Origin of the sequence: Propioniciclava sp. MC1683 (assembly GCF_014164675.1) — a bacterium.
Lineage (GTDB): Bacteria > Actinomycetota > Actinomycetes > Propionibacteriales > Propionibacteriaceae > Propioniciclava.
Genome location: NZ_JACJFX010000034.1, coordinates 1 through 24,321 on the forward strand (window position 1 = coordinate 1; position 24,321 = coordinate 24,321).

21 protein-coding genes and 2 pseudogenes are annotated in these 24,321 nt (G+C 72.2%); 15 read left to right on the forward strand and 8 right to left on the reverse strand.

The window, feature by feature from the left end:
- Positions 1-140: 140 nt before the first annotated feature.
- On the reverse strand, positions 141-719 hold the full coding sequence (locus tag H5397_RS14640) for a hypothetical protein (protein WP_182818321.1): 579 nt from the start codon (positions 717-719) through the stop codon (positions 141-143).
- 34 nt (positions 720-753) lie between these two features.
- Between H5397_RS14640 and nadE the strand changes: the two genes are divergently transcribed.
- From nadE to rpsA, 3 genes are all read left to right on the forward strand, one after another.
- The gene (gene nadE / locus H5397_RS18685) at positions 754-2,343 is read left to right on the forward strand and encodes an ammonia-dependent NAD(+) synthetase (protein WP_220492313.1); all 1,590 of its coding nucleotides are present in this window, start codon (positions 754-756) and stop codon (positions 2,341-2,343) included.
- 331 nt (positions 2,344-2,674) lie between these two features.
- A complete protein-coding gene (locus H5397_RS14655) occupies positions 2,675-4,036 on the forward strand; it encodes a dicarboxylate/amino acid:cation symporter (protein WP_182818324.1) in 1,362 nt (453 codons plus the stop codon).
- A gap of 206 nt (positions 4,037-4,242) precedes the next feature.
- Positions 4,243-5,703: a 30S ribosomal protein S1 gene (rpsA, locus tag H5397_RS14660; protein WP_182818325.1), complete on the forward strand. Its 1,461-nt coding sequence runs from the start codon at positions 4,243-4,245 to the stop codon at positions 5,701-5,703.
- Between the two features lie 67 nt (positions 5,704-5,770).
- Here the strand turns inward: rpsA and H5397_RS18500 are convergent.
- Positions 5,771-6,882 (reverse strand): annotated as a pseudogene (locus H5397_RS18500) (SGNH/GDSL hydrolase family protein).
- A 144-nt stretch (positions 6,883-7,026) separates the two neighbouring features.
- Between H5397_RS18500 and coaE the strand changes: the two are divergent.
- A complete protein-coding gene (gene coaE, locus H5397_RS14670) occupies positions 7,027-7,620 on the forward strand; it encodes a dephospho-CoA kinase (protein ID WP_208091142.1) in 594 nt (197 codons plus the stop codon).
- A gap of 4 nt (positions 7,621-7,624) precedes the next feature.
- On the opposite strand, the gene H5397_RS14675 is transcribed toward coaE, so the two are convergent.
- On the reverse strand, positions 7,625-9,562 hold the full coding sequence (locus H5397_RS14675; protein ID WP_182818327.1) for an OmpA family protein: 1,938 nt from the start codon (positions 9,560-9,562) through the stop codon (positions 7,625-7,627).
- Positions 9,563-9,717: 155 nt separating this feature from the next.
- Between H5397_RS14675 and H5397_RS17750 the strand changes: the two genes are divergently transcribed.
- The 5 genes and pseudogenes from H5397_RS17750 (at position 9,718) to H5397_RS14685 (ending at position 12,903) form a co-directional block, all read left to right on the forward strand.
- Positions 9,718-10,038 (forward strand): hypothetical protein, encoded by a 321-nt coding sequence (locus H5397_RS17750; RefSeq protein ID WP_220492314.1) that lies wholly within the window; start codon positions 9,718-9,720, stop codon positions 10,036-10,038.
- Positions 10,035-10,352 (forward strand): annotated as a pseudogene (locus H5397_RS18505) (glycoside hydrolase family 3 N-terminal domain-containing protein); the annotation flags it as partial. The gene H5397_RS17750 and the pseudogene H5397_RS18505, both read left to right, overlap by 4 nt.
- A 79-nt stretch (positions 10,353-10,431) precedes the next feature.
- On the forward strand, positions 10,432-11,019 hold the full coding sequence (locus H5397_RS18510) for a glycoside hydrolase family 3 C-terminal domain-containing protein (RefSeq protein ID WP_255438956.1): 588 nt from the start codon (positions 10,432-10,434) through the stop codon (positions 11,017-11,019).
- On the forward strand, positions 10,925-11,722 hold the full coding sequence (locus H5397_RS17760; RefSeq protein WP_255438957.1) for a glycoside hydrolase family 3 C-terminal domain-containing protein: 798 nt from the start codon (positions 10,925-10,927) through the stop codon (positions 11,720-11,722). The genes H5397_RS18510 and H5397_RS17760 overlap by 95 nt, the downstream gene beginning before the upstream one ends.
- Positions 11,719-12,903 carry an amidase family protein gene (locus tag H5397_RS14685; protein WP_182818328.1) on the forward strand — a complete coding sequence of 395 codons (1,185 nt, stop codon included), beginning with the start codon at positions 11,719-11,721 and terminating at the stop codon, positions 12,901-12,903. The genes H5397_RS17760 and H5397_RS14685 overlap by 4 nt, the downstream gene beginning before the upstream one ends.
- On the opposite strand, the gene H5397_RS14690 is transcribed toward H5397_RS14685, so the two are convergent.
- A complete protein-coding gene (locus tag H5397_RS14690) occupies positions 12,904-13,935 on the reverse strand; it encodes a serine hydrolase (RefSeq protein ID WP_182818329.1) in 1,032 nt (343 codons plus the stop codon).
- A 92-nt stretch (positions 13,936-14,027) separates the two neighbouring features.
- Here H5397_RS14690 and H5397_RS14695 point away from each other — a divergent pair, with 92 nt between their 5' ends.
- A complete protein-coding gene (locus H5397_RS14695; protein ID WP_182818331.1) occupies positions 14,028-14,564 on the forward strand; it encodes a helix-turn-helix transcriptional regulator in 537 nt (178 codons plus the stop codon).
- Positions 14,565-14,573: 9 nt separating this feature from the next.
- Here H5397_RS14695 and H5397_RS14700 read toward each other — a convergent pair whose 3' ends face one another.
- On the reverse strand, positions 14,574-15,983 hold the full coding sequence (locus H5397_RS14700) for an FtsX-like permease family protein (RefSeq protein WP_182818332.1): 1,410 nt from the start codon (positions 15,981-15,983) through the stop codon (positions 14,574-14,576).
- Positions 15,980-16,771 (reverse strand): ABC transporter ATP-binding protein, encoded by a 792-nt coding sequence (locus H5397_RS14705; RefSeq protein WP_182818334.1) that lies wholly within the window; start codon positions 16,769-16,771, stop codon positions 15,980-15,982. Before H5397_RS14705 ends, H5397_RS14700 begins: the two co-directional genes overlap by 4 nt.
- A gap of 152 nt (positions 16,772-16,923) precedes the next feature.
- Between H5397_RS14705 and H5397_RS14710 the strand changes: the two genes are divergently transcribed.
- On the forward strand, positions 16,924-18,834 hold the full coding sequence (locus tag H5397_RS14710; RefSeq protein WP_182818335.1) for a histidine kinase: 1,911 nt from the start codon (positions 16,924-16,926) through the stop codon (positions 18,832-18,834).
- Positions 18,835-18,836: 2 nt separating this feature from the next.
- Here the strand turns inward: H5397_RS14710 and H5397_RS14715 are convergent, their stop codons facing one another.
- Entirely contained in the window at positions 18,837-19,520 is a 684-nt protein-coding gene (locus H5397_RS14715) for a response regulator transcription factor (protein ID WP_182818336.1), read from the reverse strand.
- The gene (locus H5397_RS14720) at positions 19,520-19,831 is read right to left on the reverse strand and encodes a zf-HC2 domain-containing protein (protein WP_182818337.1); all 312 of its coding nucleotides are present in this window, start codon (positions 19,829-19,831) and stop codon (positions 19,520-19,522) included. Before H5397_RS14720 ends, H5397_RS14715 begins: the two co-directional genes overlap by 1 nt.
- Positions 19,832-19,866: 35 nt before the next feature.
- On the opposite strand from H5397_RS14720, the gene H5397_RS14725 reads away from it, so the two are divergent.
- The 4 genes from H5397_RS14725 to uvrB all read left to right on the forward strand — a co-directional run bounded on the left by H5397_RS14725 (position 19,867) and on the right by uvrB (position 24,308).
- Positions 19,867-20,433 (forward strand): sigma-70 family RNA polymerase sigma factor, encoded by a 567-nt coding sequence (locus H5397_RS14725; RefSeq protein WP_182818351.1) that lies wholly within the window; start codon positions 19,867-19,869, stop codon positions 20,431-20,433.
- 82 nt (positions 20,434-20,515) lie between these two features.
- Positions 20,516-21,349 carry a molybdate ABC transporter substrate-binding protein gene (modA, locus tag H5397_RS14730; RefSeq protein WP_182818339.1) on the forward strand — a complete coding sequence of 278 codons (834 nt, stop codon included), beginning with the start codon at positions 20,516-20,518 and terminating at the stop codon, positions 21,347-21,349.
- Positions 21,346-22,134: an ABC transporter permease gene (locus tag H5397_RS14735; RefSeq protein WP_182818340.1), complete on the forward strand. Its 789-nt coding sequence runs from the start codon at positions 21,346-21,348 to the stop codon at positions 22,132-22,134. The genes modA and H5397_RS14735 overlap by 4 nt, the downstream gene beginning before the upstream one ends.
- A 98-nt stretch (positions 22,135-22,232) precedes the next feature.
- Positions 22,233-24,308, forward strand: a complete 2,076-nt coding sequence (uvrB, locus tag H5397_RS14740) for an excinuclease ABC subunit UvrB (protein ID WP_182818341.1) — start codon at positions 22,233-22,235, stop codon at positions 24,306-24,308.
- The last annotated feature ends 13 nt before the right edge of the window (positions 24,309-24,321 follow it).

Consider the following 24,321-nt stretch of genomic DNA (forward strand, 5'->3'; position numbering starts at 1 on the left):
CGGGGCCTCCTCACGACTGTGGATAGGCCGAACCAAGGACCACCCTCGTTCGGTAACCCACGAACATGCGCGAGAGAGGCCCTGGCCCGCAACCCCTCACACAAGAGGAGCTGCTCATACCGTCTGAGCCGGCTGCCGGGTCAGCGCAGGACGGCGAGGACGTCCTCGCGCTCGACGCCGTCGTGGGTCCACGTGGCGGTGAGCACGCCGCGGGCGGCGTGGGTGTCCTCGTGCTCGGCGTCCAGAACCCGGATCAGGCGGACCGCACCCTGGGCGTCCACGCCCGGCGTGACGCCCGAGCCGACGACCTCGGCGGTGGCGGGCAGCGGCTCGCCGGTCTCGACGTTGGTGATGGGCGAGCCGGTGTCGCCCTCGGTGATCACGCGCACGAGTTCGGAGACGTAGACCGGGTCGGTGGTCGCGTCGTAGCCGTAGCGGGTGCCCAGCTCGGAGTGATCGAGGGTGCCGATGAGCTCGCCGCCCTCGAGTTCGGACCCCCGCCATGTGACCGGCACGTGGTAGATCGCGCCGCCCGACGCGATGAGCATCGAGTCGAGGCCCACCTCGCCGTCGGGGTCCACGAATCGGAAGAACGCGACCCGCTCGAGGTCGGCGGCATCGCCCTCGAACCAGGACTGCTGCACGAGCCAGGGGGCGAGCAGCTCGAGCTTGGAGGGGGACAGGGTGGCCTGCGTGTAGACGTCTGCGGTTCCGCTCATGACGACACGCTAGTGGAGGGGGCACGATGGCACCATGGTCGACCTCGCAGCCCTGTTCGGCACCCGGTACCCCCTGATCCAGGCCCCCATGGCGGGCGTGCAGGGCAGCGCGCTCGCGATCGCGGTGGGGCAGGTCGGCGCGCTCGGGTCCCTGCCCGCCGCGATGCTGAGCCCGGACGCCCTCCGCGCCGAGCTGTCCCGCCTCCGGGAGGCGGGGGTGCCGTACAACGTGAACTTCTTCGCCCACACCCCACCGGCGCCCGACGCCGACGCCGAGGCGCGCTGGCGTGCCGCCTTGGCGCCGTACTTCGCCGAGCTCGGGGTGGCCGCCGATGCACCCGCCGGACCCGGGCGGGCGCCGTTCTCGGCCGAGGCGGGCGAGGTGCTGGCCGCGTTCGCCCCGCCCGTGGTGAGCTTCCACTTCGGCCTGCCCGAGCCCGACCTGCTCTCCCGGGTGTGGGGGTGGGGAGCCGTGGTCATGTCGACCGCCACGACGGTCGCTGAGGCGCCGCCCCGCACGCGGCCTGGTCAACCGGGCCATCCGCGAGCTGGGCGGCGCCGAGGGCTTGAGTTTTTCGCCCCTCGCGCCGAAGTTCCCGCTGGCCGGCGGGGCGATGGGCCCGCTGCGGGCAGCGGCCGAGGCGTCCGGGAGTCTGGACTTCACGCCGCTGTGGGTGGGGGAGGGGGCGGCGCCCCGGGCCGAGCCCGCGGCGTCCATCGTCGCTGCGCTGGTGGGGCAGGAGTAGAGCCCTCGGCGCGCGAAACCCAAGCCCTCGGCGGATGGGCCACAATGGCCACCATGCGTGAGCTGCAGCAGACCATCGTCGACGAGTTCGGCGTCAAGCCCGAGATCGACCCCGCCGCCGAGGTGGAGGCGCGGGTCCAGTTCCTGGTCGACTACCTGGCCGAGACGCGCACCAAGGGCTTCGTGCTCGGCATCTCCGGGGGGCTGGACTCCACGCTGTCCGGCCGGCTCGCACAGATGGCCGTCGAGCGGGTGCGCGCGGACGGGGGCGAGGCCACCTTCATCGCGATGCGCCTGCCCTACAAGGTGCAGCACGACGAGGCCGACGCGGCAGCCGCCATCGAGTTCGTCGCCGCCGACCGGGCGATCACGTACAACATCGCCCCGGCCGTGGACGGCTTCGATTCCGAGTACGACACCGCCGTCGGCGAGGACATGACCGACTTCAACAAGGGCAACGTGAAGGCCCGCCTGCGCATGGTCGCCCAGTACGCGGTCGCCGGCGACAACGGACTGCTGGTGATCGGCACCGACCACGGGGCCGAGTCCGTGATGGGCTTCTTCACCAAGTTCGGTGACGGGGCCGCCGACATCCTGCCCCTGTTCGGCCTGAACAAGCGCCAGAACCGCCAGCTCCTGCAGCACCTGGGCGCCCCCGAGCGCCTGTGGGCCAAGGTGCCCACCGCCGACCTGCTCGACGGCAACGCTGGACGCCCCGACGAGGACGAGCTGGGCATCAGCTACGACCACATCGACGACTACCTCGAGGGCCGCGACGTGCCGGACGCCGCCGCCGAGCGCATCGAGACCACGTGGCGCCGCACCCGCCACAAGCGGACGATCCCGGTCACCATCCACGACACGTGGTGGCGCTCCTGACGCGAGCCCGACACGCCGGTTGCCTCGGTTGCCGGACGGTTCTCGACGCCCACCCCGCGTGGGCGTATGGTTCACGGGTCAACTTCTTCTGAGGGGGTGCAGCATGACGGGCTTCTGGCGTCGACTCGACGTCGACCTCTGCCTGCGCAGCACCTGTGGTTGTCGGGGCTGAGCCTTCGCCCCCAGCGTCCCACCGCGCCTCTTGGCGCCCCGTCGGCCTGCTCGCTCGTCCTGCTCTCGACATGTGCTCCTTGAACGTGGTGCACGTGTCCTCGGGTCGAGGGACCACATTCGGCGGACACCCACTGAACCACCCGTGAAAGGCACCACCATGTCCACCGCACCCGCGGCGTCCGACGCCGCCCCCACCGCCCGGCGCAAGCCGGCCTTCCCCTTCTGGGCCCAGGTCCTGGCCGGCCTCGTCGTCGGCGTCCTGCTCGGCTGGGTCGCGCGCACCTTCGACGTCGCCTGGCTCAAGGAGCTGCTCTCGACCGTTGGCACGATCTTCGTGCAGCTGCTGCGCGTCATCGTCGTCCCGCTCGTCCTGACCGCGCTCATCGTCTCCATCACCCAGCTGCGCCACGTCGCGAACGCGGCCAAGCTGGCCGTCCAGACGCTCGTCTGGTTCGCGATCACCGCGTTCATCTCGGTGCTGATCGGCATCGGCCTGGGCGTGCTGACCAACCCGGGCGCCTCGGCGTCCATCGGCACCGAGGGCGCGAAGGCCGTCGCGACCCAGGGCACCTGGCTCGACTTCATCAAGGGCCTCGTCCCGGCCAACGTGTTCGGGCTCGAGGCGTCCAGCCGCTTCAACGCCGAGGCCGCCACGGTGGCGACCAGCCTCAACTTCAACGTGCTGCAGCTCGTCGTGCTCGGCATCGTGCTCGGCGCCGCCGCGCTCGCGGTGGGGGAGAAGGCCGCCCCGTTCATCAACGTCGCGGAGTCGCTGCTGGCGATCTTCCAGAAGCTCGTGTGGTGGATCATCCTCCTCGCCCCGATCGGCACCGCCGGCCTCATCGGCCGCGCCGTCGCCACCTACGGCTGGGACCTCATCGCGCCGCTGGGCATCTTCACCCTCGACGTGTACCTCGGCTGCGCCCTGGTGGTGTTCGGGCTCTACCCGCTCCTGCTGAAGGCGCACGGCCTGTCGGTGCGCCGCTGGTTCGCCGGCGCCTGGGAGTCCATCACCCTCGCCTTCGTCACCCGCAGCTCGCTGGGCACGCTGCCCGTCACCCAGAGCAACACGGTCTACAAGCTGGGCGTCCCGCGCAGCTACGCCAGCTTCGCGGTGCCGTTGGGCGCCACCACCAAGATGGACGGCTGCGCCGCCATCTACCCGGCCCTCGCCGCGATCACCGTCGCGCAGCTGTTCGACATCCATCTCGGCCTGCAGCACTACGTGCTGATCGCGTTCGTCGCCGTGGTCGGCTCGGCGGCCACCGCCGGCCTCACCGGCGCCATCGTCATGCTGACGCTGACCCTGTCGACGCTCGGCCTGCCCCTGGAGGGCGTCGGCCTGCTGCTGGCGATCGACCCGATCCTCGACATGGCCCGCACCGCCACCAACGTGGCCGGCCAGTCGCTGATCCCGACGATCGTGGCCAAGCGCAACGGCATCCTCGACGAGGACGTCTACAACGGCCACAAGGTCATCGCGGACGCCGAGCCCGAGTTGGCCGGGGCCCACGCCTGAGCGCAATTCCACGGACGCCCCCTACCCGACCCGGGTGCGGGGCGTCCCACGTACCGGCAACCTGGCGCGGGCCTTTTGCGCGCCCACGGTCCCGGCAAGTAAGCTGGTGAACCGGTGCGTTCTGCCCTCCTCCGGACCGAGTGGGGTCGGCGCCACAGGAACACACCACCACGTCCAGATCCATCCAGTCATCGGAGCCCTACTACATGACCTCCACTCCTGAGGCCGCTCAGGTCGCAGTCGACGATTTCGCCACCGCCGAGGAATTCGCCCAGGCCGTCGACGCCACTATCAAGTACTTCAACGACGGTGACATCGTCACCGGCACCGTCGTCAAGGTCGACCGGGACGAGGTCCTGCTCGACATCGGCTACAAGACCGAAGGTGTCATCCCTTCCAAGGAACTCTCCATCAAGCACGATGTGGACCCCTTCGACGTCGTCTCCGTGGGCGACGAGATCGAGGCCCTCGTCCAGCAGAAGGAGGACAAGGAAGGCCGCCTGATCCTGTCCAAGAAGCGCGCCCAGTACGAGCGCGCCTGGGGCACGATCGAGAAGGTCAAGGAGGAGGACGGGGTCGTCACCGGCCGCGTCATCGAGGTCGTCAAGGGTGGTCTCATCGTCGACATCGGCCTGCGCGGCTTCCTGCCCGCGTCGCTGGTGGAGATGCGTCGCGTCCGCGACCTGCAGCCCTACGTGGGCCAGGAGCTCGAGGCGAAGATCATCGAGCTGGACAAGAACCGCAACAACGTGGTGCTGTCCCGCCGCGCTTGGCTGGAGCAGACCCAGTCCGAGGTGCGCCACACCTTCCTCAACCAGCTGGCCAAGGGCCAGATCCGCAAGGGTGTCGTCTCGAGCATCGTCAACTTCGGTGCGTTCGTCGACCTCGGCGGTGTGGACGGCCTCGTGCACGTCTCCGAGTTGTCCTGGAAGCACATCGACCACCCGTCCGAGGTCGTCGAGGTGGGCCAGGAGGTCACGGTCGAGGTGCTCGACGTCGACATGGACCGCGAGCGCGTCTCCCTGTCGCTGAAGGCCACCCAGGAAGACCCGTGGCAGACCTTCGCCCGCACCCACCAGATCGGCCACATCGTGCCCGGCAAGGTCACGAAGCTGGTTCCGTTCGGTGCGTTCGTCCGCGTGGGCGAGGGCATCGAGGGCCTGGTGCACGTCTCCGAGCTGGCCGAGCGCCACGTGGAGATCCCCGAGCAGGTCGTCGCCGTCAACGACGAGGTCATGGTCAAGATCATCGACATCGACCTCGAGCGTCGCCGCATCTCGCTGAGCCTCAAGCAGGCCAACGAGGGTGTCGACGTCGCCGCTGACGACTTCGACCCGTCGCTGTACGGCATGACCGCCAGCTACGACGACCAGGGCAACTACATCTACCCCGAGGGCTTCGACCCGGAGACCCAGGAGTGGAAGCCCGGCTACGAGGAGCAGCAGCGCGCCTGGGAGCAGCAGTACGCCGAGGCGCAGGCCCGTTGGCTGGCCCACAAGAAGCAGGTCGAGGAGGCGGAGGCCGCCGAGTCGCAGGCCGCCGTCGAGGCCGCGTCCGCCGCGTCCTACTCCGCCGGTTCCACGTCGACCAGCGCCCCCGAGGGTTCGCTGGCCTCCGACGAGGCCCTGCAGGCCCTGCGCGACAAGCTGACCGGCGGCGCCAACTGACGCCCCCCGTCATCTGACGAAACGGTGCCCCGCTCCCTCGTGGAGCGGGGCACCGTCGCGTTCGGGGTCAGGGGTGCGCGGCGGCCAGTGCCTCGCCGATGACCCGGATGCCCTCCGCGTTGGGGTGCAGGCCGTCGTCGGAGATCAGCGCGGCCACGTCGCCGGAGGCCGCGAACGCCGAGGCCAGGTCGACGTAGTCCATCCCGCTGTCCTCGACGGCGGCGCGCAGGGCCTCGTTGACCGCGGCCGTGGTCGCGGCGCTCTGGGCGTCGACCGGCCCGACGGGGCGAGGATGTCCCAGTAGCCGGCGACGAGGTAGGTGTCCGGGCCGTCGCCAGCAACCTCGCGGATGGCCTGGAGGGCGGCGCCCACCCCGGCGTGCAGCAGGAGGACCTTCCGCGGCAGCGTCGTGGCCCGGGCCGTGTCCGAGGGCCCACCCATGCGGAACAGGTCGTTGGCCCCGATGACCACCACCACGGTGTCGGCCCCGGCCAGCGCGGCCCGGGCGTCGGGGTCGGTGAGCACGAAGCTGCGCAGGTCCTGGCTCGTCCAGCCGGCGACCCCCAGGTTGGTGACTTCCGGACGCGCGCCCCCCGCGCGCTCGACGGCGTCGGCGTACGCGGCCAGCGGCCCGGCGCAGGCGCAGTTGGTGCCCGCCATGATCGAGTCGCCCAGCCCCACGACCGTGGGTGCGGACGCCGGGGCGGGTTCGGGCGTGGACGCGGCCGTCGTCGCCCCCGCCGTCGGGGAGGGCGCGGACGTTATTGGCGACGGGGAGGGGGCCGGGGCGAGGCTGCACGCGGTCAGGGGGAGGGCGACGAGGGCGGACGCGAGGACGCGGCGGGGGCGTGCCAGGGGCGACGACGGCATGGGACCCACGGTACCCACGCGGAGGGTCAGTCCGGCCGACGCGGGGAGCGGCCGGGGAGGCGGGTCCACGGCGCGACCACGACCGTCCACACCGAGCCGGCCAGCCAGCGCCACCACGGCCAGCAGGATCGAGCCGTCGGCCGCGGCCGTGGCGATCGCCATGGCCCGTCGTTCGCCGACGCGGTCGATGAACACCCCGACGGGAACCGTCACGGCCAGCGCCGTCGCCCCGGCCATCGCAACGATCCCGGCCGCCAGCGCGGGGGAAGCGCCCAAGGCCAGCGCGCCCAGCACGAGCACCGGAACCATGGCCCCGCTCGCCACGCCGAGCAGGAACGAGGGCGCGAGGACGGGCCAGAAGATCAACCGGTACACGCGCACCCCCTCCCGAACGTCTCGACATCAAGATACCTGTCGCCGGGGAAGGTCCACCCGCCGTGGCAGGATGGCCGCGTGACCAAGCGCATCGCGTTGACCGGGGGGATCGCCTCGGGCAAGTCCTCCGTGGCCGATCTGCTCGCCGAGCGCGGGGCGGTGATCATCGACTCCGACGTCAGCGCCCGTGAGGTCGTCGAGCCCGGGACCCCCGGGCTCGCCGCGATCGTCGAGCGATTCGGCGAGGGCGTCCTGCGTGACGACGGCGCCCTTGACCGGCCCGCCCTAGGGGCCATCGTCTTCGCCGACCCCGCCGCCCGCGCCGACCTCGAGGCGATCACCCACCCCCGCATCCGGGCCCGGGCCGACGCCCTGCGCGTCGCGGCCCCCGAGGGTGCCGTCGTCATCGACGTGATCCCGCTGCTGGTCGAGGTCGGGTTGGCCGGCCGGTTCGACGAGGTCATCGTGGTCGACGTCCCCGAGGAGGTGCAGGTCGAGCGCCTGCGCCGCCGGGACGGCTTCACGCGCGACGAGGCGATGGCCCGCCTGGCCGCCCAGGCGTCCCGCGACGACCGGCTCGCCGTGGCCGACCACGTGGTCGACAACACCGGCACCCGGGCCGAGCTCGAGGCGTCCGTCGACGCGCTGTGGCGCCGCCTCACCGCCGCCTGACGCGTCAGGCGTTCTCGCGCAGCACGATCTCCACGCGGCGGTTCTTGGCCTTGCCGGCGTCGTCGGCGTTCGACGCCACCGGCCGGTCGAACCCGAAGCCCTCCACGGTCATGCGCGACGACGCGACGCCCTGGCCGGACAGCGCGTCCGCGACCGCCTGGGCACGGCGCTGGGACAGGTCCTGGTTGTGCTCGGCGCTGCCGTCGGTGTCGGTGTGGCCTTGGACGGCGACCTGCGCCCGGTCGAAGTAGGCCAGCAGCTCCGCGACCTCGGTGAGCTTGGTCGCCGCGGCGGGCTTGATGTCGGCCTCGTTGTAGTCGAACAGCACCGTCTCGGGCAGGGTCAGCACCCAGCCGTCCGGGGTGCGCTGGGCGCCCAGGTCCTGCAGCGTGCGCTGGGCCTCGGCCTCGGCCTTGGCGTCCACGTCGTCGGCGGACGCCGTCTGGCCGGGTGGCGTGACGCCGGCGATGGCGGTGCGCACGGGGCCGATCACCGCGACCGTGGTCTGCGGCAGGGGCTGGATGTCGTCCACGCGGAGCGCACCGGCGGTCGCACGCGGCGTGGCGGTCTCGTCAGGCTTGGCCGTCGGCTGGGGGACGTCCGGCGTGGCGCGCGGGGTTGGCGCCGCCACGGGGTCGGTCTCCACCCCACCCAGCGTTCCGGACGCCTCGGGCGCGGCCCCGTCGGTGGTCGGGATGGTGAACGACGTCGTGAGCGCCTCGCCCTCCGTGTAGCGGCCGCCGAGCTCGAGGGTCAGCTGCGTGATGTCGGCGCCCACCGAGCCCTGGAAGACGAGGCTGGCCTCGAGCGTGTCGCCGGGGCGTAGCGTGAGCTCGGAGTCGGCGGGCACCTGGATGGTGTGGCGGAACCCGTTGGGCTCGATCAGCGCGCTGCCCTCGTACGTGCCGGGCGTCCGGTCGAGGCGGAGGGGACGCTCGCCGCCCTTGGCGGTGATGTGCATCTGGACGTGGTCCGACAGCACGTCGAGGCCGGTGACCGTCACCTCGGCCCCGGTCTCCTCGTGGCGCAGCGTCACCGGCTCGACCTCGAACGGCGGGCGGGACAGGTCGCCGGCGGCCGCGACGGTGGGGGAGTCCGCGTGCGTCGGCAGGGTGACCCGCTGCGGGTCGAGCGGGCCGCCGGAGCCGGTGTTCAGCGTGAGGGTGAGGTCGGTGGCCTCGGGGTCGAGCTCACCGAGGAAGCGCAGGGTGCCGCGCACGCGCGCGTCGGCCGGGGGCCGCTCCTGGTCGGGGCCCTCGATGAAGGGGTGCGTGGTGCCGTCGGCCTCGACGAGGGTGCAGCGGTTGCCGTAGCGGCAGATCTCGAGACGCCCGCGGGTCAGCCCCGAGCCGTGCACCTCGACCTCGGTCACCATGCCCTCGGAGCGGATCGCGTCCAGCACCAGTTCGGCGTCGTTGTTGCGCACGGGGCGCTGCTCGAGACCGACCTGTCGCAGCGGGGCGGGAGCCCAGACGAAGGACCCGTCCTCCGCCGGCACGGGCACGGAGACGGTCGGCCACCGGGTGCCCACCTGGAACGACAGCGTGGACACCTCGCCCTCGGGCAGGGGGAGGTGCAGGGTCGCCGGGGCGGTGGAGCGCTCGGGGATGCGGAGGTCCTCGCCGGCGGTGCCCCGGATGCGCTGGCCGGTGTTCGTGGTCGCCTCGACGGCGTGCTCGTACAGGCGGGCCTCCTGGCGCGAGGTGGCCAGGGTGAGGGCGATGGCGAGGTCGTCGCCGACGCGGGTCACCTCGTCGACGCGGACGCTGACGTCCTCCTCCGTCCCCGCCGGGGCGCGTTCGGCGCGCACCTCGACGGCGGGGCCACCTCCGGGCAGCGAGCCCCCGCCGGGGAGCTGGATCGGGCCGGGGCCGTCCCCCGTGCAGCCGGCGAGCAGGGCCAGGGTGGAGAGGGCGGCGAGCAGCGACGAGCGCAGGCGCATGGAGGAACCTCGGTGGGGTGTCGGGGTCGGGGTCTGCTCTGCACCTTAGCAAACCTCCTTGCCGGGGGCTGGGGCGTCGACGGGGAGCCCTCCCCACCGTTGGTCGTTTCGGCGGAACACCCGCGCGGAAGGCGTCCGTGCGGATAGCTGTCGGCATGACCGACACCGCCGCGCGCCCCTGGATGGACGCCGCCCTGAGCCCCCGCGACCGGGCGATCGCCCTGGTCGAGGCGATGGCGCTGGAGGAGAAGATCGAGCAGCTCCACGGCAACATGGAGACGATCGACATCTACGGCCTGTCCAACAAGGCCGAGACCGCCGAGGAGATGGAGCAGCTCGCCGCGCAGATCCGCGTCGAGCGGCACGTGAAGGCGAACGACCGCCTCGGCATCCCGCGCATGCGCATCACCAATGGCCCGGTGGGCGTCGGATGGGTGACGGGACGCCCTCTCCGCCGGCGACCGCCCTGCCGATGACCATCGGTGTGGCGGCGTCCTTCGACCCCGAACTCGCCCACGAGTACGGCGACCTGATCGGGAAGGAGTGCGTGCACCTCGGCCAGCACGTGCTGGAGGGGCCGGGCCTGTGCCTGCACCGCACCCCGATCGGCGGGCGCAACTTCGAGTACTTCTCCGAGGACCCGTACCTCACCGGCGTCATGGGCGTCGAGGTGACGAAGGCGATCCAGGCCAACGACGTCATCGCGATGGCCAAGCACTACGTCGTCAACGACCAGGAGTACGAGCGGTTCCGCAACAGCGTCGAGGTCGACGAGCAGGTGCTGCGCGAGCTGTACCTGCTGCCGTTCGAGATGAACTGCAAGGACGGCGACGTCGCGTCGATCATGAGACGCCGGCCTCGACCTCGAGATGCCCGACGCCCAGTGGCTCAACGCGACGAACGTCCAGAACGCGCTGAACGACACGTCGCGGGAGATGGCGACCCTCGACCGTGCGCTGGTGCGCCGGTTCACGCAGATGTTCCGGTTCGGGCACTTCGAGAAGCCGTACGCGCCCACCGAGATCCCGGCCGCCGAGCACGGCGCGATCAGCCGCCGGATGGGCCAGCAGATGGCCGTCCTGCTCAAGAACGACGCCGGACGCCTGCCGCTCGCCAAGGACGCCGGCAAGGTGCTCATCGTCGGCATGGACAGCTTCGCCCAGTACGCCTGCCAGGGCGGCGGCGGCGGCTCGTCCAAGGTCGACCCCCTCTACACCGTCGACCCGCTGCCGGGCATGGAGGACGTGCTGAGAGACATCGGCAGCGACGCCAGCCAGCCCCAAGCTGGTCGTCGTCGAGCGCGACCAGTCGAACCTGGACGCCGCCGTCGAGGCCGCCAGGGCGGCCGACGTCGTGGTCATCATGGCCGGCCTGATCGCCACCGAGGGCGCCGACATGCCTGCCCCCGAGCTGCCCTACAACCAGGACGCGATGGTCGCGGCCCTGCTCACCGCTAACCCGAACGCCGTCGTGGTGCTGAAGAGCTCGGCGCCGATGATCCTGCCGTGGATCGACGCCGCCGAGACCGTGATCGAGGTCTGGAACCAGGGCGCCGAGGACGGCCACGTCGTCCCCGAGCTGTTGTGGGGCGTGGTCAACCCGTCGGGCAAGGTGCCCACCACCTACGCCCGCCGTGCCGAGGACCTCATGCACCACGGCGACCCCGTCCGCTACCCCGGCACCGACGAGGGCGAGGGCTACCCCAAGATGCGCTACACCGAGCAACTGCTCGTCGGGTACCGCTGGTTCCAGGAGAAGGGCATCAAGCCCCTGTTCCCCTTCGGGTACGGCCTGTCCTACACCACCTTCGAGGTCTCGGACGCCGCGGCCACCGGTTCGCCCGGCGCGGGGGAGCCGCTCGTGGTGACCGCCACCGTGACCAACACCGGCGACCGCGAGGGTGCCGAGGTCGTGCAGGTCTACCTCGAGGTGCCGGTCGAGGGCCAGCCGCCCAAGCGCTTGGTCGGCTTCCAGAAGGTGACCGTCACGCCCGGCGCGTCGGAGCAGGTGAGCATCACGGTCGACCCGGCCGCGACCAACCACCCGTTCGGCGTCTGGGACTACGTCGCCAACGACTTCGTCGTCCGGCCCGGGAACTACACCGTGTACCTCGGCACCTCGAGCGAGGACACCCCGTTCACATTCCCCGTGCGCGTGTGACGGACTCCCTGCTCGACCTCGACGCCCGTGCCCTGGCCGCCGCGCTGCGGCACGGGCCGTCGACGGTCGCCGACCACCTCGTCGCGGTCCTAGACCGGATCGCCGCCCTCGACCCGCAGCACCTGGCGTTCAGCCAACTGAACCCCGGGGCGTCCCGTGATGCCGAGGCGCTCGACCGGCGTCCGCCCGCCGAGCGGGAAGAGCTGCCGCTGTTCGGCGTGCCGGTCGCGATCAAGGAGCAGCTCGACGTCGCCGGCCTGGTCACGACGCTCGGCACGTCGGCCAACACCGGGCCCGCCGCGGTGGACTCCGAGGTCGTCGCCCGGCTGCGCGCCGCGGGGGCGGTGGTCGTCGGGAAGACCCACATGCCGGAGTTCGGGCAGGCGCCGTTCACCGACGGGGCCTGGGGCGCGACCAGGAACCCGGTCGCGCCCGGCCGCAGCCCCGGCGGGTCCTCGGGCGGTTCGGCCGTCGCCGTGGCCACGCGCATGGTGCCGGTCGCCATCGGTGGGGACGCCGGCGGTTCGGTCCGCATCCCCTCGGCGTGGTGCGGGATCGTCGGGCTCAAGCCGACCCGCGGCGCCGTCTCGACCGCGCCCCACCCCAACCTCTGGTACGACCGGATCACCCCCGAACCCGAGGTCGCGGCGGCCGTCGAGAACGCGGCGTCGATTCTGGCCTCCGACGGACACGCCGTCGAGCGGGGCACGGTGCGCTGGCGGCCGCAGCCGCTGGCGTACCTGGTGCAGTTCCACCGCGGCGTGCTGGACGAGGTCGACCGCCTCGACGACCCCGGACGCATCGAGCGCCGCTCCCGCCAGGCGGCCGCGGTCGGGCGCAGCATCCCCGACAGCGTGCTGCGCTGGGCCTTGCGCGACTCGTCACGGATGGCGGCCGACATGGCTCGGCTGTTCACCCGCCTCGACGTGCTGCTGACGCCGGTCACCCCGACGCTCCCGCCGCCCACGCCCCGGTTGTGGGACCGGGGCGCCCCGGCGTCCATGGGGGCGTCGACACCGGCGATCAGCTTCACCAACCACTGGAACCTGGCCGGCAATCCTGCGGTGAGCGTGCCCATGGGCCGCTCCGAAGAGGGGCTGCCGCTCGCCGTGCAGGTCATCGGCGCGCACGGCGCCGACCGGCTCGTGCTGCGCGTCGCGCGCCGCCTGGCGGAAGCCTGATCAGGACGCCGCGAGCTTGCGCAGCTGCTGCACCACCGCGAACAGCACGCGGAAGCTGCGCGTCATCTGGCGCGTCCATCCGAGGTTGATCGTGATCGTCGCGCCCGAGGCGGGGTCGTGCCACAGGTGGGCCGCGCTGATCCCGAGGTGCCCGACCAGCCGCGGCCAGCCGCGCGCCCACGGCACGAACCCCTCGAACCGCACGGTCATGGTGCCCGCGCCGTAGTCGAGCCCGGACCGGAACTTGTTCCGGGGCCCGGTGAGCACGCCGAGGGTGTCGGGGGCGACCAATCGGCCGTCGAACAGCGCGGCGCCGAAGGTCAGCCAGTCGGTGGTGGTCGCCGCGATGCCGCCGCCGGCCCAGTCGCAGGTCAGGCTGGGGGAGCGGCTGACGTCGGTGCGGTCCAGCACCAGGGGCACGATCTCGGTCGACCCGGTGGTCGGCACCGTGCGCTCGGGCAGGAACATGCTGTCCAGTCCCAGCGGTTCGGCGATCCGCTCGTGGACCAGTGCCTCGAAGGCCGATCCGGTCACCTCCTCCAGCACCCGTCCCAGCAGCACGAACCCGGTGTCGGAGTAGGCGAACCGCTGGCCGGGGCGTCCGACCGGGCGTTGCCGCTCGCGGGTGACCTCCAGCAACTCGGCCGGCGTCCAGCGGCGCTCAGGGTGGGCGATGGCCTCCTTCCAGACCGGGACGCCGTGGGTCACCTTGCCCTCGAAGTAGTCCGCGACGCCGGAGGTGTGGGTGAGCAGGTGCTCGATGGTCACGGCGTCCGGGTCGGTGAACAGGCCGCGCACCTCGGCCGGGCCGAGGACGTCGACCACCGGCGTGCCCCAACCCAGGGCGTCCGCCTCGACGAGCTGGCCCACCAGCGCGGTGGTGGCGAGCTTGCCGACGCTGGCGGCATGGAAGGGCAGCGTCGGACCCGCCTCGTACTCGAGGCCGAGGGCCGGCGCGCGGACGCCGACCTGGGCGTGGGGCGTCCGGGACAGGTGGCGGTCGAGCGTGGCGGCGAATCCGGCGGCGTCCATGTGGAACACTCCTCGTATCACGGAGCGGCACATACCGAAGCGATATATCCCGCTCAGGAATATAGCCGACAGTGTCGGAAGGAGGAAGCCCCGTGGGCCAGTTCATCCTCGGCATGCTGTTGACGTTCGGGCCGCAGACGCTCTACTCGCTGAACAAGCAGTTCCAGGCGGGCGCGTCGCAGTTCTACTCGGCCAGCTTCGGCGGCCTGCAGTCGGCGCTGCGCGGGCTCGTGGCGGCCGGTCACGTGGGCGTCACCGAGGTCACCGAGAACGGCCGGCTCAAGAAGGTGCACACCATCACCGAGGACGGAGTGGTGGCGTTCCACGCGTGGGTCCGTGGCCAGATCGAGGGCGACGTCGAGCTCGCCGCGCTGTCGCGGATCTTCCACCTCGGTCTGGTCGAGGACGCCGCCGACCGCGCATCCATCCTCACCGGCATGGCGGACGCCGCCCAGCACCGCCTCGAGGAACTGGAGGGCCTGGCGGCCCACCTCGAGGCGGCGCGGGACGGCCTCCCCGCGGAGGCGAAGCGGGTGTTCCACTACCAGGTGGCCACGCTCGACTACGGGATCATGGCCCACCGCGCGGGCGTCGCCTGGCTGCGGGCCCGCGCGGCGGCCGAGGGCTGACCTCGCCGATCAGTCCGCCACCAACCGCGCGATGACCCGCGGCGCGGGCAGCCGCAGGGCGGGCAGCGTCGGCAGCGCGGTGGCCGCGATGGTGATCAGCGCGACCACCACGGCCGTGGCCACCAGCACCGCCCACGGGAGGACGCCGACGAACGGCCACTGCGTGAAGGTGATGCCGAAGGCCGCGTAGCCGAGGCAGGTGGCGGTCATCACCAGGCCCAGGATCGTGGCCGTCACGCTGATGATCAGCCCCTCCATCACGGGCAGCACCCGCTGCTGCGCGGGCGTGGCCCCGACGATGCCCGCGAGGGCGAGTTCGGCGTCCCGCTGCCTCCCCATCATGACCAGCGACCCGACCGACGCCAGGAGCGCCAAAGCGATCGGCATGCCGAGGAAGTGGATCAGGGTGTCGATCCCCGAGTTCTCCAACTGCGTCGTCGGGTCGAACAGGTACACGGTGGCGATCAGGCTCGCGCCCATGGCCTCCATGCCGAAGAGCAGTCCGACCGCGAACATCGCCGGGACAACCGAGCGGCTGAGGCGTTCGGACTTGGCCAGCACCGTGTTGCGCGCGAGGTGCCAGGTGGGGCTCGCCGAGGGCGGGATGGCGGCCGTCCACAGGCGGGTCAGCCCACCCACGGTCAGCGGCCCGCCGGCCGCGAGCGCGACGCCGGCCACCACCAGCATGAGCATCGAGACGAAGAAGACGTTGGTGAACGCCTCCTTCGCCGGGCTCATCGCCACGATCGTCGGCGCGGCCGCGAACGCCCCGGCGATCACGACCAGCCAGAGACCGAACATCGTCCAGCGGAGCCAGCCGTGGCGGGACTCCACGCCGATGGTGGCCTGGCGCAGCGCTTCCACCGGGGGGATCCGGCTCGCCCTGCGGGCCTGCCGCCAGCCGCCGAGCAGCGCCACGCCGAGCGTGACGAGGGCGGCGAGGACGATGCTGCCCGGGTTGTACACCATCGGCGGCACCGGGACGCCGCCGTCACGGGTGGTGGCGACGAAGGTGACGGCCGGCGCCAGGGCCGGCACCGCGAGCACCGCGCCGGCCACGGAGCAGGCGATCGACACCACGGCGAGCTGCACCATGACCGTCTGGACCACCTGGCCGGGCGTGGCACCGGCCAGCGCGATCCGGGCCACCGAGCCCCGTCGGGAGTTGACCACCAGGCTCGTGGAGCTGCCGACCACCGAGAGCCCGACCAGACTGCACAGCACGACGTTGAGGTAGCCCATGCTGAAGATCGAGCTGGCCTCCGGCAGGGTCAGCAGGCCGCTGGTGTGGGCCGCCATCCCGGTGTCGGCGACCATCAGCGACAGGGCCAGCGCGAAGGCCAGGCCGACGAACGTGAACGACACGGCCGCCCACGCGCCCGCCGATCCGCGCACCTCGGCGCGGTAGAGCTGCCTCATGACTCGACCCGCTCCGACAGCCCTGCCAGGACGCCGGCCACCTGCTCGGCCGTCGGGCCGACCAGCTCGCGGACGAGGCGTCCGTCGCGCAGGAACAGCACGCGGTCGCAATGGGCGGCGACGGTCGGGTCGTGGGTCACGGTGAGCACGCACCGGCCCTCGCCGTGGGCCAGGTCCTGCAGGGCGGCCAGCACCTGGGCGCCCGTGCGCGTGTCCAGGGCACCGGTCGGTTCGTCGGCGAAGACGATGCGCGGCTGCTGGGCGAGCACCCGGGCCAGGGCGACCCGCTGCTGCTCGCCGCCCGACAGCGTCGGCGGCAGCTTGCCGGCGAGCTCGGCGATGCCGACCAGCTCCAGGGTGGCCAGGATCTCGTCGCGGGGCGGGGTGTCGCGCCGCAGGCGGTGCGGCAGGGCGACGTTCTCGTACACGCTGAGGGTGGGGACGAGGTTGTACTGCTGGAAGACGAACCCGACCTCGCTGCGGCGCAGCTCGGCCAGCGCCTTGGCCGACAGCCCCGACAGGGGGCGTCCGAGCAGGTCGACCTCGCCGGTGGTGGGCCGCTCCAGACCCGCCAGGCAGTACAGCAGGGTCGACTTGCCCGACCCGGAAGGCCCCATCACGGCGACCATCTCGCCCGGTTCGACGCCCAGGGTGATGCCGTGCAGGATCTCGACGTCGCGCTTGCCGACTCGGTACTGCTTGCGCACGTCGTGGGCGGCGACCAGCGCCGTGCGGTGGGTGACGGGCCGGACTCCGGGTCGGGCCTGGGTGTGGGTGTCGATGCTCATGGGGTTGCCTTTCGCTTGACCTGATGCCACCCAAGCCGCTCCCGGACGCCGCGGCCCCGGGTTCCTGCCGAACGGCCACCCCCGGGACGGCGGATGTGGCCGGAAGTTACCCCCGGGACGCCGTCCGCCGGGTGCGGCGTTAGCCTGCTGGGGTGACCGTCCCCCTGGTACCCGTCGCCGAGGCACCGCTCGAGCAGCGACCGCTGCGGGTGGCCGTCCTCGTGACCCTGGCGTGGGCGGCGCTGGGGTTCGCGGTGTTCCGGAGTGGAACGCCGGGATCCGAGTGGGCGATCCGGCTGATCGTGCCGGGCGATGTGCCCGGCCGGCTGCATGCGGCGGCGACCGTGGCGTGGACGCTGCTGGCCGTGGTTCGACCGCGCTGGGGGGTCGTCCTGGCCGTGCCGCTGGTGTTGGCGAGCCTGGCCGTGCCCTCGGTCCAGGACGCGACCCTGTCCGCTTTCGTGCTCGCCTTGGTCGTGACCATCGCCAGGCCGCGCTGGGGCTGGCACATCGGGGTGGGCCTGCTCGTGATCCTGGTGGTCGCCAATCAGGTGTTTCCGGTGGGCGCGCTCGTCCTCGGCACGGTGCTGGGGGTGGTGATCCGGGCCGAGGCGCTCGACCGTGCCGCCTTGCGGCGTCGGCTCGACGATGTGGCCCAGCGCCAGGGATCGGTGCGCGCCGACGTGCGCCGCCGGGTCGCCCGGGACCTGCACGACGTGGTGGGCCACCAACTGTCGCTCATCCTGATGCGCATCCTCGGTCACCGGGAGGCACACGAGGTGGCCGACCTGCGGGGGATGCTCGCGCACTCCGAGCAGGCGGCCCGGGCCGGGCTCGACGAACTGCGCGTCCTCCTGGACGGCCTGCGGTCGCCGTCCGACACGCCCACCGGGCTGGTCGACGAACTCGACGACGAGGTGCCGCTGGTACAGAGCGTCCTTGCCGCCGTCCGGACGCTGCGGGCCCACGGCTTCGCCGTTGATGACCCCACGCCCGTGGTGGAGGGCGTCCTCGACCCGCTCGTGGCAACCACCTGCCGTCGCATCCTCACCGAGGCGGTCACGAACATCCTGCGTTATGCCCCCGCGGGCAGCAGGGTGGTGCTGCGCCTGACGAACGCGCCGCGGGGCGTCCGCATCGGGATCACCAACCCCCTGCCCGACGGGACGCCGGAACGGGCCGCCGGCCTGTCCGGTGGGGCGGGGCTGCCCGGGCTGGCCGAGCGTGTCCGGCTGGTCGGCGGGAGCCTCACCGCGGGTCCGGTTGGCGACGCCTGGGTCGTCGAGGCCGACCTCCCGACGCAGGGGGATGCCGCGCCGGACCACGAGGCCGGGGATCGGTGGCACTGGCTGCGCGCCGCCGCCCGCACCTCGCCCGGGCGGGTGGCGGCGTCCGCCACGCTCCCGCTCATGTTCTGGGATGACTGGGTGTCCTGGCCCACCCCGGCCGTCGCTGCGCTCGTCGCCACGGTGCCCATCCTGCTGCTGATCTGGCGCCCCCGGGTGGGAGCCGTGGTGGCGCTGGTCGTGGGTGGGGTGTTGCGTGCCATCCCGGGGACCTGGTCGGCCCTGGTCACCCTGATCGTCTACGCGCTGTTCGTGGCGGGTGCCTGGCTGCCACCCCGGCTGGCTGCGGTCGTGGTGGCGGGGGTGTGGGTCGTGTTTCTCATCGGCGGCTGGACGGGCGGCAGCCCCCTGGAGATCGCGGCGCTGGTCGTCCAGAGCGGCCTGGTCATCGGTGTGATCAGCAGTCTCGGGTTGATCGCCCGACACCTGGGGCGTCGTGCAGAGCAACGCCGTGAGCGCCTCGCCCGGGCCGACGCCGGCCTGGCGGAGGTGCGCTCCCGTGAGCAGGACCTGCTGGCTCGCGAACTGCACGACCTGGTGACCCGGCAGCTCACGCTGGTCTCGCTGCAGGGCATGTCCTACGCGGACAGCGATGACCCCGACGAGCTGCACACCGCGCTCGATCGGGTGGAATCGGCCGCGCGCGAGGCACTCGTCGACCTGCGCCGCCTCGTCGGCGTGCTGCGCGCCGACCAACCCGTCGCCGGATCAGGATGACATCAGTCGCCGACGTCGAGTTCGTTCGGGTCGAGCAGCCCCACCTGGATGGCGCGCACCACGATCTGGGTCCGTGAGGTCACCCCGAGCTTGTGGCCGATGCGGGTGAGGTGTTGCTTGACCGCCCCCTCCGACAGGAACAGGCGCGCGGCGATCTGCGCGTTCGACAGGCCCGCCACCAAGGACAGCACCTCGGCCTCGCGGGCGGTGAGGTGCGGTGCCTCCTCACCCGGCATCGGCCCGCTGCCGTCACGCACGGACGCCACCACCGCCTGCCGGACGCTCGGCGACAGCGGCATCTCGCCGGCCACGGCCTGGCGGATCGCCGCCCGCAGCGCGTCGGCGCCGGCGTCCTTGAGCAGGTAGCCGGACGCCCCGGCCCGCAGGGCCGCGACGACATAGTCCTGCCCGCCGAAGGTCGTCAGGGCCACGCAGCAGGCGTCCGGGAAGGCCTGGGTGATCCGATGGATGCCCCGCACCCCGGACGCACCGGGCATCTGCAGGTCCATCAGCACGCAGTCGGGTCGCAGGCGCACGTAGGCGTCGAACGCCTCGTCGCCGTCGGTGGCCTCCCCGACCAGCTCGAACCCGTCGGTGCGCGCGAAGAAGGCGCGGTAGGCCTCGCGCACCATCGCGTCGTCGTCGGCGACCAGGATGCGCAGGTCGCGCCCCGCGGCGGTGGCCATCACGCCACCGGCTTGCACGTGCACGTCGGGCACTGGCAGTCGGTGCACAGGCACTCGCCGCCCGTGTGGCAGCCGCAGATGTGGGCCTCGGTGACCCCGATCAGCATCCGCGTGAGGTCGGGCGGGCGCAGGCTGTCGCGGCGCAGCTCCGGCGACAGCGTGCGGGCCTGGGCCACCCACGCCCGGCAGTCGGGGCAGGCGGCCAGGTGGGCGTCCAGCTTCTCGCGGGGGACGGGGAGGGGTTCGCCGTCGAGCAGGGCCGACGCCGCGAGCCGCCAACGGCGGGGCTGCGGGCAGGTCGGCTGGGGCACGGTCCGAGCCTAGCGTTAGGGTGCTGGGCGTGCCCATGTCACCCCGCACCGCCCTCGACGCCGAGGTCACCGGCCTCGCGCTGGCGGCCGGCCGGGGCGACCGCGTGGCGCTGGGGGAGTTCATCCGCCTGACGCAGGCCGACGTGTGGCGCTTCCTGGCCCACCTAGCCGACGCCGACGCGGCCGACGACCTCACCCAGGAGACGTACCTGCGGGCCATGGACGCCCTGCCCGGCTTCCGCGGCGAGGCCTCGGCCCGCTCCTGGCTGCTGACGATCGCCCGCCGCACCGCGGCCGACCGGGTGCGTTACGAGGTTGCGCGGCCTTCTGCTCCGTGTGCGCCCGGCGACTGCGGCTCGGACGCCGTGGGCGACGACACCGACCGCGTCGAGATCGACGCCATGCTCGCCTGGCTGGACGCCGACCGCCGCGAGGCGCTCGTCCTCACCCAGGTGTTCGGCTACTCCTACGCCGAGGCCGCCACGATCGCCGGGGTGGCGGTCGGCACGATCCGCTCGCGGGTCGCCCGCGCCCGCGCGGACCTGCTTGCCCGGTGGTCCGACGCAGCCGCCGAACTGGACGCCTTGCGCCTGGCCGGCTGACCCGGCCTCCTGATCCGGCTGGAATCGCCGGGAACTTTCCGGCGCCCCGGGACGACTCCTGAGGTGAACAAGGAGGAGTCCCGTGTCCCTGTCCCGTCGTCGCGTCCTCGCCGCGCTCGCCCTCGTCCCGCTGGCGGCGTGCGCCGGTCCCACCGCCACCCCCGCTCCCGCTGCCGCCCCGGCCACGCGGTCCGCCGGCACCGCCCCGGCTTCGCCCGCGGCGTCCGAGGTCACGGTCTTCGTGCCCGGCGCGATGGCCGCGCACGCGAAGGGGCTGGCGGCCGCCTTCGACGTGGGCGGGGCGCACACGGTGGTCGAGGTGGGGCACACGCCGATCCAGCGCGAGCAGCTGGCCAAGGGGGCCACGCCGGACGTGTGGGTCGCCGCCAACCCAGCCGACATGACCTCGGCCGCCGAGGCCGGCCTGGTGGTCGCCGACCGGGTTCAGCAGCTCGCCCGCACCAAGCTGGTCGTCGTGGTCGCGCCCGGCAACCCGGCCGGCATCGCCGGGATCGAGGACCTCGCCAAGCCCGGCGTGACGGTGCTGCTCGGCGCCGAGACGCTGCCGATCTGGAAGGTGACCGAGCGCGGGTTCACGAAGGTCGAGGCGGCCCACCCGGGCTTCACCGCGGCCGTCACGGCCAACACGGTGAGCCGGGAGATGGGCGTCCAGCCGATCGTGACCAAGGTCACCAAGGGCGAGGCCGACGCCGGGGTGGTGTTCGTCACCGACGTGCCGGCCGACGCCGAGATCGTCCAGGTGCCGGACGCGTTCAACGCGGAGCTGCCCCTGTCGATCGCGCCGGTCACGGCGGGGAAGAACCCGGCGGGCGCCGCGGCGTTCATCGCCTTCATGACCGCGGGTGAGGGCAGGGAGATCCTCACGGAGGCCGGCTACCTGCCGCCCGCCGCGTGAGGACTCTGGCGCGCGACGTCCTCGGCTTCGCGATCCCGGCCGGCAGCCTCGTGGGGCTGCTCGCCGTGCCGGTCGCGGGCCTGGTCTGGCTCGCCCTGAGCAGCGACCTCGCAACCTACCTGGCCGACCCCGCGGTGCACGCGGCGGTGAAGCTGTCGCTGGGCACGTCGGCGTTCAGCGCCCTGGTGATCATCGCCACCGGGACGCCGCTGGCCTATGCGCTGGCCCGCTGGCGGTTCCCGGGGCGGACGCTGGTGCAGCTGCTGGTCGACCTGCCGATCGTGCTGCCGCCCATGGTGGCCGGCATCGCCCTGCTCGAGGTGTTCGGACGCCGGGGCTGGCTGGGCGAGCCGCTCGCGTTCCTGGGCATCTCGCTGCCGTTCACCACGGCCGCCGTCGTGCTGTCTCAGGTGTTCGTCGCGGGCCCGTTCTACGTGCGGGCCGCCCGGGTGGGGTTCGCGTCGATCGACCCGGCCGTGCCCGAGGCCGCGCACGTCGACGGGGCCTCGGAGGGCCAGTTGTTCCGCCACATCATGGTGCCGGTCGCCAAGCGGGCGTTGTTGAGCGGGCTGGTGCTCGCGTGGGCCAGGGCGCTGGGCGAGTTCGGGGCGACGATCTTCTTCGCGGGGAACCGCGAGGGCGTGACCCAGACGATGCCGCTGGCGATCTTCATCGGGTTCGAGTCCAACATGGCGCTCGCCGTCGGCCTGTCGTTCGTGCTGCTCGTCGCCAGCGTCGCGGTGCTGCTGTTCGCGTGGCTGCTCGGCGACCGGGTGGAGCTGTAGGACCCGACGCCCCCTGCCGCAGGGGACGACGCCAGCGGCTGCTCGTCCCCGTCCTCCGGGCCGGGAAAGTGTCAGAGGTGCCGCCTACGCTGGACACCATGCGTCCCACGACCGACATCCAGCGCCGCGTGGCACCGTTCGAGGTGCACGCTGACTTCTCCCCGGCTGGCGACCAGCCGGCCGCGATCGACGAGCTCGAGCGCCGTATTCGCGCGGGCGAGAACGACGTCGTGCTGCTGGGTGCCACCGGTACCGGCAAGACCGCGACGGTGGCGTGGCTGGCCGAGCGGCTGCAGCGTCCGATGCTGGTCATGCAGCCGAACAAGACGCTCGCCGCGCAGTTCGCGAACGAGCTGCGGCAGTTCTTCCCCGACAACGCGGTCGAGTACTTCGTCAGCTACTACGACTACTACCAGCCCGAGGCGTACGTCCCGCAGACGGACACCTACATCGAGAAGGACTCCTCGCTCAACGAGGAGGTCGAGCGTCTGCGCCACTCGGCCACCAACTCGCTGCTGACTCGCCGTGACGTCATCGTGGTGGCGACGGTCTCGGCGATCTACGGTCTGGGGACGCCGCAGGAGTACGTCGACCGCATGATCCGGCTGCGGGTGGGGGAGAGCCATGACATGGAGTCGCTGGCCCGCCGTCTGGTCACGAACCAGTACGTGCGCAACGACCTGGCTGCGACGCGCGGCACGTTCCGGGTGCGGGGCGACACGATGGAGATCTTCCCGATGTATGAGGAGAACGCCGTCCGCGTGGAGTTCTTCGGCGACGAGATCGAGGCGCTGTCCACCCTGCACCCCCTCACCGGCGAGGTGCTGAGCGAGGACGCCGAGGTCTACGTCTTCCCGGCGTCCCACTACGTCGCCGGCCCCGAACGCATGGAGCGGGCGCTGTCCGGCATCGAGGCCGAGCTGGGGGAGCGCCTGGCCGACCTCGAGGCGTCCAACAAGCTGCTGGAGGCGCAGCGACTGCGCATGCGTACCGGCTACGACATCGAGATGATGCGCCAGATCGGCACCTGCTCGGGCATCGAGAACTACAGCCGCCACATCGATGGGCGGGGGCCGGGCACGCCGCCGAACTGCCTGCTGGACTACTTCCCCGAGGACTTCGTGCTCGTGATCGACGAGTCGCACGTGTCGGTACCGCAGATCGGCGGCATGTACGAGGGCGACATGTCACGCAAGCGCACGCTGGTCGATTTCGGGTTCCGGCTGCCGTCGGCGATGGACAACCGGCCGCTGCGGTTCGAGGAGTTCACCGAGCGCATCGGGCAGACCGTGTATCTCTCGGCGACGCCGGGGCCCTACGAGATGGCGCGGGCCGACGGCGTGGTCGAGCAGGTCATCCGCCCGACCGGCCTGGTCGACCCCGAGGTGATCGTGAAGCCCACCAAGGGGCAGATCGACGACCTCATGGGCGAGATCAAGCTGCGCGTCGAGAAGAACGAGCGCGTGCTGGTCACCACCCTCACCAAAAAGATGGCCGAGGACCTGACCGACTACCTCATGGAGAACGGGATCCGGACGCGGTACCTGCACTCCGAGGTCGACACCCTGCGCCGCATCGAGTTGCTGCGCGAGCTGCGCATGGGCGAGTACGACGTGCTGGTCGGCATCAACCTGCTGCGCGAGGGCCTCGACCTTCCCGAGGTGTCGCTGGTGGCGATCCTCGACGCCGACAAGGAGGGCTTCCTGCGCTCGGAGCGGTCGCTGATCCAGACGATCGGCCGTGCCGCCCGTAACGTCGGCGGCCAGGTGCACATGTACGCCGACAAGATGACGCCGTCGATGGAGGCGGCCATCGACGAGACCAACCGGCGTCGCGCCAAGCAGGTGGCGTACAACACCGAGCACGGCATCGACCCGCAGCCGCTGCGCAAGAAGATCGCCGACATCACCGACATGCTCGCCCGCGAGGATGCCGACACCTGGGACGTCGTCGGCAAGTTCGGCGACAAGGGCGCCCCGGTGCCGGCGCTGAAGAAGGGCGACCGCGACCTCGGGTCGCTGCCGACCTCGGAGCTGGCGAAGCTCGTGCACGAGCTCAGCGACCAGATGCACGAGGCTGCGCGTGAGTTGCAGTTCGAGACGGCAGCGCGGTTGCGCGACGAGATCCACGACCTGAAGAAGATGATCCGGCAGATGGTGGAGGCGACGAAGTAGTCGGGGCGGCGTC

What these genes read in the sequence shown, in the direction of transcription:
- H5397_RS14715 (WP_182818336.1), bottom strand. Translation starts at nt 19,520, where the DNA reads ATGGCCACCGCCGCGGGGCGCGACCTGCGCATCCTGGTCGCCGACGAC.
- H5397_RS17760 (WP_255438957.1), top strand. Translation starts at nt 10,925, where the DNA reads ATGGCCGGCCTGATCGCCACCGAGGGCGCCGACATGCCTGCCCCCGAG.
- H5397_RS18510 (WP_255438956.1), top strand. Translation starts at nt 10,432, where the DNA reads ATGCCCGACGCCCAGTGGCTCAACGCGACGAACGTCCAGAACGCGCTG.
- H5397_RS14690 (WP_182818329.1), bottom strand. Translation starts at nt 13,935, where the DNA reads ATGGACGCCGCCGGATTCGCCGCCACGCTCGACCGCCACCTGTCCCGG.
- H5397_RS14725 (WP_182818351.1), top strand. Translation starts at nt 19,867, where the DNA reads ATGTCACCCCGCACCGCCCTCGACGCCGAGGTCACCGGCCTCGCGCTG.
- H5397_RS14640 (WP_182818321.1), bottom strand. Translation starts at nt 719, where the DNA reads ATGAGCGGAACCGCAGACGTCTACACGCAGGCCACCCTGTCCCCCTCC.
- H5397_RS14675 (WP_182818327.1), bottom strand. Translation starts at nt 9,562, where the DNA reads ATGCGCCTGCGCTCGTCGCTGCTCGCCGCCCTCTCCACCCTGGCCCTG.
- nadE (WP_220492313.1), top strand. Translation starts at nt 754, where the DNA reads ATGGTCGACCTCGCAGCCCTGTTCGGCACCCGGTACCCCCTGATCCAG.
- rpsA (WP_182818325.1), top strand. Translation starts at nt 4,243, where the DNA reads ATGACCTCCACTCCTGAGGCCGCTCAGGTCGCAGTCGACGATTTCGCC.
- H5397_RS17750 (WP_220492314.1), top strand. Translation starts at nt 9,718, where the DNA reads ATGACCGACACCGCCGCGCGCCCCTGGATGGACGCCGCCCTGAGCCCC.
- uvrB (WP_182818341.1), top strand. Translation starts at nt 22,233, where the DNA reads ATGCGTCCCACGACCGACATCCAGCGCCGCGTGGCACCGTTCGAGGTG.
- H5397_RS14705 (WP_182818334.1), bottom strand. Translation starts at nt 16,771, where the DNA reads ATGAGCATCGACACCCACACCCAGGCCCGACCCGGAGTCCGGCCCGTC.
- H5397_RS14700 (WP_182818332.1), bottom strand. Translation starts at nt 15,983, where the DNA reads ATGAGGCAGCTCTACCGCGCCGAGGTGCGCGGATCGGCGGGCGCGTGG.
- H5397_RS14655 (WP_182818324.1), top strand. Translation starts at nt 2,675, where the DNA reads ATGTCCACCGCACCCGCGGCGTCCGACGCCGCCCCCACCGCCCGGCGC.